Genomic DNA, 12552 nt, shown 5'->3' on the forward strand with positions numbered 1-12552 from the left:
ACCAACGAATTGGAAGGGGCCCAGTACAGCCCTACTCACATCCGCGCGACTTGGCAGGGAACGGGGAGCGTGGAGGAGGCTTCCAGGGCGTTCGGGTTCTCACGGGCGAAGGGCTACGACCTGGCTCGTCGTGGGGAGTTCCCGTGCCGTGTGCTACGCGTCGGCCGTAGCACACGTGTCGTCACCGCCTCCTTGCTTCGCGTGCTCGAAAGCGGAGAGCCGGAGTACAACGGTGCCCCCGCCGCACGCTGCACGCCCTCGTAGCACCGCAGCTCGCAAAGCCCCGCCGGAGCAGGTGGCTCCCCGGCGGGGCTCGTCGTCTCACGGAAGCCCCTATAGCGGGGGCCTGTATGAAGGCGAACCACGTCGTGCCACGAGGGCCGCGACGGCACAGGTCACGTCCCGGCTGAGCGCAGCGCTCGGCACCGGACGACATCACGGCGAGGCAGACATCCGTGCGGATCAGTACGGTGGCCTGCCGAACCTCGGTGAACTGCCACGCCCACCCCTCCAGCCGCCAGTCGGTAGATGCGCGGGTCCGGTTTGACCAGTCCCACGCGCGCTGTTGACGACGTTGTCCATGAGGTCCGTCAGGTCGAGGACCGCAAAAGTGGTTTCTCCAACGGCGTGCCCGGCAGCCACGGTCACAGGGATCCGCATCTACATGTAGAAGGCGTACCGGGCTTCGGGTTCATAGGTGTCGGGGAGGTCGCGAAGGATGGCGCCGACTTCGCCGGCGAACCGCACCGTGACCGGCAGCCGCTCGGCGAAACGGGCGGAGTTCCAGTTCATTTTCGTCAACAGCAGGACCTCGCGCAGCAGGTCCCGGGCGCTAGAGTCGCCAACATGGTCAGTGATCTGGACCGGTGCCGGAACATGCCCGTGTGGGTAGCGGCCGAGCGACGGCACGTACCCGGTCGTGTAGAGGTAGCGACGGTCGCCGAGGCTGACGCAAGTGCCGCGGGGCGGAGGGTATTCGCCGTGGCGCATCACGCGTACGCCGGTGGAGGGGGCCAGGGACACGAGGTCGTACTCGTAGTTGCTGAGTGCGTCCTCGAAGCCCTCGCGTTCGTCGGGGAAGAAGCGTGATTGCTTATGGATCACGATGCGCCGGGGAGTGCGCCCCATCGTCTGCTTGTATCGGCCGATGACATCTGAGATCAGCCGGGACGCCTCTTCCGCCGGCAGGTGCGGCCACTTGCCCTTCCATTCGAACGGGCTGCCCCGCAGCACGAACGCCTCTCCGTTTTCGGCGAACGCTTGGGCAACGCTCGTGCGCATTGTGGATCTCTCGCCATGCGGACGGTAGAACGTGACCCCAAGGTGGCACGTCCCCTCGGCCAGCCCGACCGGGGTCCAGGGAAATCCGCCCGCCTTGAAGTAGATCGCGGTGAACAGGTTCCACGCGAGGTCGGCAGGATGCTCGAGATCGGAAGTGTGCGCGTCCAGGTCGGACTCCACGGTCTCCTGCTGGAGCAACTGCGTGCGCAGCCCCCGCTGCATCGCCCGGGCCTTGATTCCGGCACGTAGGTTCCATACGGTCTCCACCCCGCGGTTGCGCTGGTGAACGGCCCAGTACCGCTTGGTGATCTCGGACGGAAGCGTGATGAACACGACCGATGGAGGAGCATCGAGCCCCGCCAGCCTGTGCAGGCAGTCGTCGATGACGTCAAGGAGCTGGTTGAAGCCGTCGAGCCTTCTGAGCCGGTCCGCGGTCACAGCGCGGATCTCGGCAGCAGTGATCTTGGCTTCGGGGCCGTCAGTGCGCAGCCGGGAGGCGAAGGGGCCGTCCGGTTGGAAGCCGCAGAAGGGGTGGTGCTCGTCGTCGCCGTCGACGCCCTCAGCCGCCCGTGAAAGCCACGCTCGGGCCTTCGCGATGGATTCGGCTGTGCCGATGAATCCGGCAGTCACAGCCGCGGGGTGGTTCGGCTGGTCACGTGACCAGGGGCCCGCCGCAGGAATGCCAACCTTGGGGTCGATGTGCGTCAGGTTGCCGGCGAAGGCGAGGGCTGGCTCGCCGATCCACTCGACGCCCAGGTTCAGCGATTTGAGCGCGAGGCTCATCGGTCGTCCTCCTTGTGTTCGGCGCCCCAGTCCCACTCCGCGTCGTCGATGTCCCACGAACTGGCAAGCGCGTCGATGACATCGTCTTCGTCTCCGCTGTCGAGCATGGTGACGGGATTGAAGCGGTTGTCGTCGATCAGCGGCCACTTGGCATCGACTTGCGGGAAGTCGCCGTCGATCGCGATTCTTTGCCGGCCGACTTCGAAGACGACCCGCGCGCGGCCGTCGAGAAGGAAATACCGGAAGAAGTGGACGGCATCGAAGTAGCCCTCGTTGTACATGCGCGATTTGCGCTTCGTCACCTTGCGCCCCACCCGGCGCGGATCCAGCGGCACTTTCCCGTTCTTCGTGAGATGGAACTCCGGCCGGATGGTCAGCCCCCACATCCCCGTGGCGAATTCCTCGAAGCGAAGCTGTGCCGCGAGATGCCACCACACGTCACGCGGATTCCCGACAAGCTCGCCTTCCTGACGGACAACCTTCTTGGCGGACTGGTTCCTACCCGTCTTGGTCTTGGCCTCCACTCGCCGCGTGACCGTCTCATGGTCCGCCAGAAAGTAGTAGCGGCCATGATCGCGGTCGTACTGTATGCCGCGCTTTCGCAGGGCAACACGAAGCGCCGAGTTCAACAACCACACATAGATGTTCCGGTCATGCGAATCCAGCAGCTCGGCCGCGTCCAAACATTGGGCGCTCTCAGGTTCCACGACCTGTTTGAACGGCCCTCGGGTGTCGGCCAGATCATGAAATGCCCACACCTGGCCATTGGCCAGCACGAAGGGAAGGACCTGACCACGCATCGGCCGGGGCAGCCGTTCGATGATTTCCATGGATGTTCTGAACAGCGACTCCGCCCTCCAGACCGATCCCGGCAGTTCCGATACGGGCAGCAGCGACACATCCACCGAATCGGTCTCGAAGGGCGCGGGCGGCACGCGAAGATCCTTGGCCGCCATCCTCTCTTCGTGGTCCGCCTTGTATTTGGCGAGGACCTCGACCGAGTAGATTCGAGGGTTCCCGTCCACGATCGCGTGATGGTTTCCGCAGAAGAGGGTGAGGTTCTCCACCGCATCCGGAGCATCCGACAGCGGAGCCTCTCTCGATCGCGGCCCTTGCCTCCCGACACCGACCAGATGCGCACGTTGCGCCAGCGTCACAGGCTTCTCCCCAGAAGCCTCCTGATACGTCACGGGGCTCGAACACGCCGGGAACGCACACTGGTTCCCCGACAGCGCGAACAACCGGTTGGTGACCGGCGCCGGGATCTCCTTGCGGCTGCTTGATGCCATGAGCCAACCCTAGGACGGGGCACTGACATCATCCGGAGCAGCTCCAGACCGGCCCCATGCTGGCCCGACCACCACGCACATTCCTGGTCCGTTGCGAGGGGTTTCCGTGCCGCGTGCTACGCGTCGGCCGTAGCACGCGTATCGTCACCGCCTTCTTGCTCCGCGGACTCAAGAGCGGAGAGCCGGACTGCAAGGGGTTGCTGCACCCCGTCGTAGCCCGCTGCGCACAGGAGCCCCGCCGGAGCATCCCGGCGGGGCTCCTCGTCTCACGCGCTATCACACCGGCCTCACCAACCGTGCGGACTCCCCCGGACTGTGAGGCTTTGACCTGGCGTTACGCGCCCGTCCTGGATTAGCTGGACACCTCTGGACGGTCTCTACAACCTGTGCCAGGTGGTGCCCAGAGAGGGAGCCAGGATCAGGACGGGAGCCTCTTCCGGCCCGTCAAAGCGATATTGCAGGGTGTTCGACGGTGTCTCACTCACGCCTCAGACCCTCTCACGTATCACGAAATCTCACACAGCCCGGGGATCCCGGCGGCTCCCGGCCCTCTCGGCGCGGCACGTCCGGCTGCCGGAACCCTCGGGGATCCACATATGAGTTCTCCGGCACTGACCATGCTCGACCAGCTGCGCGACCTCGCCGAGACCTCGGCCAACGGCCGCGTCACACCCAACCTCGACACAGGGATGAACGTCGTCCCCACCGACAACCCGGAGCCCCCGAGTTTCGCCGACATTGTGATCAGCAGCGACAACCACACCCCCGCGGTACATGCGATCGTCAGGCTCAGCGACTTCTATCCGCTCAGTCCTCGGTGGCGCCCAGGCCGGTCAGGGCTCCGACCGGGTCGAGGTCCGGGGTGCCTCGGGGCCACCAGTCGTCGCGGCCCGGTTCGGACTCGTACGCGTACCAGAGGCCGTCCTGGCCGAGGCGGAGTTGCATGTGGCCGTGGGGGTGGGTGAGGTGGTTGCGCCAGGGGCGGAAGGCCGGGAGGTCCGCGGCGAGCAGCAGGGGGCGGGCGCGGTCGAAGCGGCCGGCCGGCGGGTCCCAGGGCTCCTCCAGGACGGCCAGCCCTGCGAGGCCCCCCTGACGCCAGGCGGCGACCGCGCGGGCCAGGTCGGCCGGGGTGCGACCGGTGGCGGCGGCCAGCGAGGAGTACAGGGCGCGGGTGGTGGCGGTGAGGCCGGAGCCGGGGCGTGCGGCGGCGAGTCGCACCGCGTCCTGCCACAGCGTCAGTTCGGCCACCGGGTCGCGTCCCGTGGTGAGCAAGGCGTGCGCGCGGGCCGCCGCGTCGGTGGCCAACTGGTCCAACGCGAACGGGTCGGGGCCGCCGGGCGCGCCCGGGTAGACCGGTGGCTGTTCCGGGTGCGGGGGCGGGGGTGCCGGGGCGGGCAGCGGCGGGAGGGCGCGCGGGGCGAGGGCGTCACGGGCCCGCACGCCCGGAAGCGGAGCGGGCTCCTGCTCCTGCGCGGCGCGCGCCGCACGGGCCGCGTTCCGCCGTGACAGCGCGTCCAGCAACTCCCGCTCGCCCCGGCCCCGCAGCAGCAACAGGACGAACGGGTCCTGGTCCAGCAGCCGCGCCGTCTGGTAGCAGAGCGCCGCCGCGTGCTTGCAGGGGTGCCCGAAGTCGGGGCAGCTGCACCGGGGTTCGAGCTCGCCCGCACCGGGCAGCAGGCGCACGCCCCGGCCTCCGGGTCCGGCTCCCGGACGGGGTCCTGGCCCGGCCAGGGTGTGGGGCAGTTCCTTGTCCAGCAACGCGACGATGTGGCCCGGCTGTTCCGCGGCCGCGTCCAGGAAGCGGTCCCATTCGGCGTCGTCCAGCGTCCGCAGCCGGAGTTGCACCCGGTACGGTCGGGGCCTGCTGCCGTGCACATACGCCAGCACCAGCCCCGGGGTGACGGTGATCGCGTCGACGTTCCCCCTGTCGGCGTACGCCCGGCCGCGCGCCAGCCGCGCCGCGTCCAGCGCGCCCTCCTCCAGCGCCGTCACCCAGGCGTTGCCCCACCAGCTCTCCGCGAACGCCTCGCCGGGGGAGGTCCGGGGCGGGAACGGACGGAAGGTGCGCCGCAGTTCACCGTCCCGGGAGGGCGCGGCCATGGTGCGGGGGACGCGGGAGGTGGTGGGGGCGTCGGGGAGGGCAGCCGCGGGGGAGGCGGGGGCTCGGAGCGGGGTGCCGGGGAGGTCGGAGCCGGGGCGGGGTAGGTCGAGGCCGGGGCCAGGTAGGCCGGGGCCGAATACGTCGGAGCCGAATACGTCGGAGCCGGATTCTTCGGGGCCGGATTCTTCGGGGCCGGAAGCCGGGTGAGGAGCGGCCGGGGCTCGCGACGCGCTGTCGCCGGGTGTGCTCTCGTGCGGCGGCGACGGCTCGGCGCCGCCGTCCTGCCCGGTGTCGGTGCCCGTGTGCTGCTCCACGGCTGCGGTCTCGCCGGGGTCTGGGTCCTCGGAGGGCAACTCGAAGGCACCGGCGAGCAGTTCGCGTAGGTCGCGCGTACGGTCACGCAGGGCCCGGCCTGCGGGGGTGCCTCCTGAGCCGCGCTCCTCGTGGGCTTCTCCGGATGCCCGGCCGCGCGGGGCATCCCACCGAGCCCTGCGTCCCGTTGCCTCGCCGCTCCCGTCACCGCCGGAGCTCGGGGACGTCTCCCGGTCCGCCCGCAGCCTGGCCGACGGCAGCCCGCCCTGCCGCGCGGCCCGACCGCCCTTGCCCGTGCCCCCGGCACGAACGCCCTCAGCCTCGGCCCGGGCCCGCTCGGCGTCACGTGCGGCCCGCAACGCTTCCCGGGCGACGTCACCGGGCCGCCCGCCGGCCTTGCCCGTCTCACCGGCACGGCCTGCGTCCTCACCGAGGCCGGCGTCCGACGCGTCGGCCCCACGCAGGCGCGCGCTGGACCTGATCGCCCCACCGGAGCGAGCATCCGACGCGCCGGCCGCACGTGGGCGCGCGCCGGGAGCACTTGCCGCACCTGTGCCGGCGCTCGGCGTGTCCGCCGAACCGGGGTGTACGGCAGTGACGCTTGCCGAGTCGGGGGCGGCGCCGGACGGACCGCCACTCTCCCCCTCAACGGCGGCAGGAGCCTCCACAGCCCTCCGCAAGGCCTCCCGGGCCACGTCACCAGGCCGGGCGGCGGCGGACCGCGCCGCCCGGGCGTCGCCCGCCCCCTTCGGTCCGGCCACGCCGGTACCCGAAGCGGAGCCCGAGCCCCGGCGGTCACCGGGCTCCGTCCCCTGCCCGTCCCGTTCCCGTGCCGCCCGCAACGCCCGGCGAGCCGCGTCGGCGGGCCGGGGCCCGAGGCCGGAAGCCTGCCCACCCTCCCCCGTCGGACCTCCCGGGTTCACCTCGTCGGCCGCCGGTGCCCCATCGGTCTCCGCCGGAGGGTTCTCTTCCCTCTCGGCGCCCCGGCCTTCAGGCGCCCGCTCCGCAGCCTCGTCCCCGCTCCACGCGCTCTCCCCCGCCCGGCCCGGCGCACCGCCCGGCCCCCGCTCATCTCCCGGCGCCCCCGCACCGCCCGGCATCCCCGTTCCCCCGCTCACGACGACCTCCGCAGCGACACCAGGTCGGTCAGTTCTCGGTCGGTCAGCTCCGTCAGGGCCGCCTCGCCGGAGCCGAGGATGGCGTCGGAGAGGGCGCGCTTGGCTTCCAGCATCTCGGCGATGCGGTCCTCGATGGTGCCCTCGGTGATCAGACGGTGGACCTGGACGGGCTGGGTCTGGCCGATGCGGTAGGCGCGGTCGGTGGCCTGCTCCTCGACGGCGGGGTTCCACCAGCGATCGAAGTGGACGACATGGCCCGCGCGGGTGAGGTTCAGACCGGTTCCGGCGGCCTTGAGGGACAGGACCAGGACAGGTGTCGCTCCGCTCTGGAAGCGGTCCACCATGTGTTCGCGGTCCTTGATCGGCGTGCCGCCGTGGAGCAGTTCGACCGGGACCGCGCGAGCGGCGAGATGGGCGGTGATCAGCCGGGCCATGCCGACGTACTGGGTGAAGACCAGCGCCGAGCCGTCCTCGGCGAGCAGCGTGTCCAACAGTTCGTCCAGCAGGGCCAGTTTGCCGGAGCGGGCGGCGAGTCGGTCCGCGGCGGACTGGCCCGCCTCCTCCTTGAGGTAGAGCGCCGGGTGGTCGCAGATCTGCTTCAGGGCGCCGAGGAGCTTCAGGACGAGGCCCCGGCGGGCGATGCCCTCCGCCGTCTCGATGGCGAGCAGCGACTCGCGCACGACGGCCTCGTACAGGGCGGCCTGCTCGCGGGTGAGGGGGACGGGGTGGTCCGTCTCGGTCTTGGGCGGGAGTTCGGGCACGATGCCCGGGTCCGACTTCTTGCGGCGGAGGAGGAAGGGGCGGACCAGACGGGCGAGACGGGTGACCGCCTCCTGGTCCTCGCCGTTCTCCACGGCGCGGGCGTGCCGGGCCCGGAAGGACTTGAGCGGGCCGAGGAGCCCGGGGGTCGTCCAGTCGAGGAGCGCCCAGAGTTCGGACAGGTTGTTCTCGACGGGGGTGCCGGTGAGGGCCACGCGCGCGGGCGTCGGGATCGTGCGCAGGGCCTTCGCGGTCGCCGAGTAGGGGTTCTTGACGTGCTGGGCCTCGTCGGCGACGACCATGCCCCAGTGCTGGGCGGCCAGGTGCGGGGCGGCGGAGCGCATGGTGCCGTAGGTGGTGAGGACGAAGCCGCCGTCGAGGTCGTCCAGGGAGCGGTCGGTGCCGTGGAAGCGGCGGACGGGGACGCCGGGGGCGAACCGGGTGATCTCCCGCTGCCAGTTGCCCAGCAGGGAGGCTGGGCAGACGACCAGCGTGGGTTCGGTGCGGGCCCGGCGCAGATGCAGGGCGATGACCGTGATCGTCTTGCCGAGGCCCATGTCGTCGGCGAGGCAGCCGCCGAGGCCGAGGGAGGTCATGAGGTCCAGCCAGGCCAGGCCCCGGAGTTGGTAGTCGCGGAGGGTGGCCGAGAGGCCCGGCGGCGGCTCGACCGGGCCGAGACCGGCCGTCAGGCGGTCGCGGAGAGCCGCCAGTGCCCCGACCGGCACCGCTTCCACCGTCTCGCCGTCGACCTCCGCCTGCCCGGTGAGGGCCACGGACAGGGCGTCCACCGGGTCGAGGAGGCCCAGTTCGCGTTTGCGGGCCTTGCGGACGAGGGCCGGGTCGACGAGGACCCACTGGTCGCGCAGGCGGACGATCGGACGGTGGGCCTCGGCGAGGCTGTCCATCTCGGTCTCGGTGAGCGGGTCGCCGCCGAGCGCCAACTGCCAGCGGAACCGCAGCAGTTCCTCGCTCTCGAAGAAGCCGGTGCCGTCCGTGGCGGAGCCGGGCGCGGGGCGCACCTCGGCGCGGACGCTGAGGTCGTGGGCCAGGTCCCGGGGCCAGTGCACCGCGACGCCGGCCGCGCCGAGCCGGGTCGCGGCGACACCCAGCAGGTCGGACAGTTCGTCCTCGGAGAGGGCGAGGACATCGGGGACGTCCTGTTCGGAGAGGCGGTCCAGGGGCGGCCAGACACGGGCGGCGCGGCGTACGGCGAGGGCGGCGTCCACGCGCGCGCGGGGCCCGAAGGCCGCGTCCGCGTCGCCCGCCCACAGCGCCGCCGCGTCGACGACGAGGGTGGGGTCGGCGAGGCTGTGCACCTGGACGACGGCCGCGCCCGCCCGCGGGGCCCGTTCGGCGTCGTCGAAGAGGTCGTACGCCGACAGGTCCAGGCGCAGGGAGATCCGTACGCCCGCGTCCATGCCCGCGGCGACCTCGGCGGCCCAGTCACGCGCGTGGGGCAGCCGCTGTCCGGCGTGCGCCGCGAACGGTTTCCCGGAGACGTACGGCGCCGCCGGGCCGCGCGGGAGCGTGTCGGCGACCGCGTCCAGGAAGGACCGCATCAGGGCTTCCGGCTCGGGCAGCCGGAGCGGTCCCTTGCCGGGCAGCGGCACGGCGTGGCCCTCGTACGGCAGGGCCGCGGCGACGGCTCTGAGGTGGGCGATGTCGTCCGGATCCAGGGGTCCCGCCCGCCACGCGTCGTACCCGTCGGCGGTCAGTCCGGGCAGCAGCCGCCCCCGGGCGATCAGCCGCAACGCGTGCAGCGCGGCCGCGCCCCAGCAGGCCGTGGCGGGGTGGGCGGCGGGGTCGCGGCGGGCCCGGGTGAGCAGGGGAAGGGCCTCGCCGACCGGCAGGCACAGGGCGGGGACGGTGCCCCTGCGGGCGCCGGAGCCGTGGGGTCGTACGACGGTGAGGTCCTCGGCGGTGCCCGGCGGCGGCTCCGCGCCCGCCGGGTCCCAGAACGCGAACCTGCTGTGCCGGGGCAGCGGGGCGGGAAGGAAGACGGCGGCCAGCCGGACGGGGACGGACGTCCGCGCGGGGACGTCCGTGTCCGTCTCGGGAACAGCCATGTCCCACATGCGTCCGGTCACCTCCCGTCCCCCGTCGGATGAGCCGTCTCCGGTCCGGCTCCGATCGCCGCCTTCGACTCGATCAGCTGTCTCCGACTCTACGGGCGGGGTCTGACAATCGGCCGCGGCGAGCGGGCGAAGGTCCGTCCACGTCGGTGTCCGGGCAGGTCAGGGCACGGTTCGCGACACCACGTACACCATCGGATGGTCCGGGTTGGACCGGTTCACGACGATGTCGTGGGTGGGCGCGGGGTTCTTCTGGTCGTTGACGAGGCCGTACCAGGGGCCGGGGCCGGTGAAGTCCCAGCCGACGATCCCCCGGTCGCGGGAGTTGATCGCGGCCCGGTCCTCGACCAGGTCGCCGGTGCCGGCGCCGATCTGGTTGAGGAAGCTCTCCAGGCCCTCGTTGCTCGTGTAGAACTGCACGTAGAGGCGGCTGGTCTTCCAGTTGTTCGTCTCGTAGTACGCGACGTGCTTGGAGTACGGCGGGATCGGCACCTGGTAGAGGCGTTGCTGCACCCGGGAGGGCCAGTGGGCGGTGAGGCCGGTCGCCGAGTACTTCTTCTCCTTGTCCTTGCCGCTGTCGCGGCTCTGGTTGGCGGAGATCACCAGATAGCCGGCCGGAACGCCGATGAGCAGCACGATGATCGCCAGGGTGATCGCCCGGCGGCGGATCATGTGGCGGCGGTCCTCGGCGGGCAGCCCCGGTTCCTCCGGGGAGGAGCCCTGGTGGGGCACCGCGGCGGTCACGCGGTGTCCTGGGTGGTGCGACGGGCCTCCACGTACCGCGCGTAGCGCTCGTACCGCTCGACCCGGCGCCGGTTGGCGCGGCGGAAGCGGCGGGCGACGAGTCTGGCGAGGTCGGCGGCGCCCACCATGCCGGCCTCGGGCCCGAGCTGGGCGCGCGCGATGCGGGCCTCGGGGCGGTAGCCGCGGCCGGTGAGGTGGCGGCGGAAGGCGTCCCGGGCGGGGCCGATCAGCAGGTCGTCGGCGGCCGAGACGCCGCCGCCGATCACGAAGCAGGACGGGTCGAGGGCGGCGGCCAGGTTGGCGATGCCGACGCCGAGCCACTGGCCGATGTCCTGGAGCAGCTCGATGCACATCGCGTCGCCCTCGCGGGCCAGCTCGGTGATCATCGGCCCGGTGATGTCGGCGATGTTGCCCTTGACGTGCTCGATGATCCCGTACGCCACCGGGGAGTCGGCCGCCGCGAGTTCGCGGGCCTCTCTGACCAGGGCGTTCCCCGAGCTGTACTGCTCCCAGCAGCCGCGGTTGCCGCACGGGCAGCGGTGGCCGCCGGGCACGACCTGCATATGGCCGAACTCGCCCGCGACGCCGAACTTGCCGCGCTTGACCTGGCCGTCCTCCAGGATCGCCCCGCCGATGCCGGTACCGAGCGTGATCATGACCAGGTGGTCCTCGTCACGGCCGGCGCCGAAGCGCCACTCGGCCCAGGCGGCGGCGTTGGCGTCGTTGTCGACCAGGACGGGCACCGCGAGCCGGCCGGCGAGACGGTCGCGCAGGGGTTCGTTGCGCCAGGACAGGTGCGGCGCGAACAGCACGCGGTTGCGCTCCGCGTCCACCCAGCCGGCGGCACCGATGCCGACGGCGTGCACATCGTGCCGGTCCGACAGGTCCAGGACCAGTTCCGTGATGGTGTCCTCGACGACCTGGGGGCTCTTCGACTTGTCCGGGGTCTCGGTGCGGAGCTTCTCCAGGATGTTGCCGTCGGCGTCCACGACGCCCGCCATCACCTTCGTGCCGCCGATGTCGATGCCGACGGTGGGGACGCGGGGCGCCGTCAGATGGGAGCGGCGCTCGCGCGTTCCCACGGTCCGCAGGACGGTGGCCCGCGCGGAGCCGCGGTGGGTGAAGTCGCGGTAAGTGCTCATCGGGCCGATTCTGCCCTAGCGCTCCGCTCGGTGCGCCGTGGGGGCGGGGGTGCCATGGGTTGTTTTTCGGGCGCGGGTCCGGTGGGGCTTCTCGCGCGGCTCCCCGCGCCCCTCGAAAGCGGGGGTGCCCTCTTTCTATGAGCGGACCAGGAGCTGGAAGTCGAACGAGTAGCGCGAGGCCCGGTAGATGTGGGTGCCGTACTCGACCGCTCTGCCCGTGTCGTCGAAGGTGGTGCGCTGCATGGTGAGCAGCGGGGCGTTCTCCGGTTCTCCCAGGCGGTCGGCCTCGTCCGGGGTCGCCGTTCTCGCGCCGATGGTCTGGCGGGCGCTGTGGAGGGTGATGCCGGCGGTCCGCATGAGGCGGTAGAGGCCGGTGGCTTCGAGTTGCGGGGAGTCGAGGTCGAGCAGGTCGGTGGGGAGGTAGTTGCAGAGGTAGGCCATGGGTTCCCCATGGGCCAGACGGAGTCGCTCGATGCGGTGGACTTCGCTGCCCTCGGCGACGGCCAGGGCGGCGGCGACCTCGGCGGAGGCGGTGACGGTGGCGTTGACCAGGACGCGGGTGGCCGGGCGCTGGCCGGCGGCCTCCAGGTCGTCGTAGAGGCTGCTGAGTTCCAGGGGGCGTTTGACCTGGCTGTGGACGACCTGGGTGCCCACGCCGCGGCGGCGTACGAGCAGGCCCTTGTCGACCAGGGACTGGATCGCCTGGCGGACGGTCGGGCGGGACAGGCCCAGGCGGGCGGCCAGCTCGATCTCGTTGCCCAGCAGACTGCCCGGGGTCAGCTCGCCGTGCTCGATCGCGGCCTCCAGCTGCTGGGACAGCTGGAAGTAGAGCGGGACCGGGCTGCTGCGGTCGACGCTGAGCTGGAGCGACACGGTCGGATCCACTTCTGGTTTCGGCACGGGCCGAGCGTAGCCCCGGTGCTGGGAGACGGGAAGCCGCGTAGTTCGGTT

7 protein-coding genes are annotated in these 12552 nt (G+C 71.6%); all 7 read right to left on the minus strand.

All coding sequences use genetic code 11. The features are described from left to right. Positions 1-660 precede the first annotated feature (660 nt). Positions 661-2064, minus strand: a complete 1404-nt coding sequence (locus tag K1J60_RS09185) for an argonaute/piwi family protein (protein ID WP_220645763.1) — start codon at positions 2062-2064, stop codon at positions 661-663. Continuing rightward, positions 2061-3353 carry a hypothetical protein gene (locus K1J60_RS09190; protein ID WP_220645764.1) on the minus strand — a complete coding sequence of 431 codons (1293 nt, stop codon included), beginning with the start codon at positions 3351-3353 and terminating at the stop codon, positions 2061-2063. Before K1J60_RS09190 ends, K1J60_RS09185 begins: the two co-directional genes overlap by 4 nt. Before the next feature lie 807 nt (positions 3354-4160). Further along, the gene (locus tag K1J60_RS09195; RefSeq protein WP_259407640.1) at positions 4161-6125 is read right to left on the minus strand and encodes an SWIM zinc finger family protein; all 1965 of its coding nucleotides are present in this window, start codon (positions 6123-6125) and stop codon (positions 4161-4163) included. A gap of 755 nt (positions 6126-6880) precedes the next feature. Then, on the minus strand, positions 6881-9718 hold the full coding sequence (locus K1J60_RS09200) for a DEAD/DEAH box helicase (protein ID WP_220651378.1): 2838 nt from the start codon (positions 9716-9718) through the stop codon (positions 6881-6883). Positions 9719-9877: 159 nt separating this feature from the next. Beyond that, positions 9878-10459: a sugar kinase gene (locus K1J60_RS09205; protein ID WP_220645765.1), complete on the minus strand. Its 582-nt coding sequence runs from the start codon at positions 10457-10459 to the stop codon at positions 9878-9880. Further along, positions 10456-11601 (minus strand): ROK family glucokinase, encoded by a 1146-nt coding sequence (locus K1J60_RS09210; protein WP_033529888.1) that lies wholly within the window; start codon positions 11599-11601, stop codon positions 10456-10458. Before K1J60_RS09210 ends, K1J60_RS09205 begins: the two co-directional genes overlap by 4 nt. Positions 11602-11736: 135 nt before the next feature. Then, the gene (locus K1J60_RS09215) at positions 11737-12474 is read right to left on the minus strand and encodes a GntR family transcriptional regulator (protein WP_220651379.1); all 738 of its coding nucleotides are present in this window, start codon (positions 12472-12474) and stop codon (positions 11737-11739) included. Positions 12475-12552: the final 78 nt, after the last annotated feature.

It is taken from the genome of Streptomyces akebiae (genome assembly GCF_019599145.1).
Classification (GTDB): Bacteria; Actinomycetota; Actinomycetes; order Streptomycetales; family Streptomycetaceae; genus Streptomyces; species Streptomyces akebiae.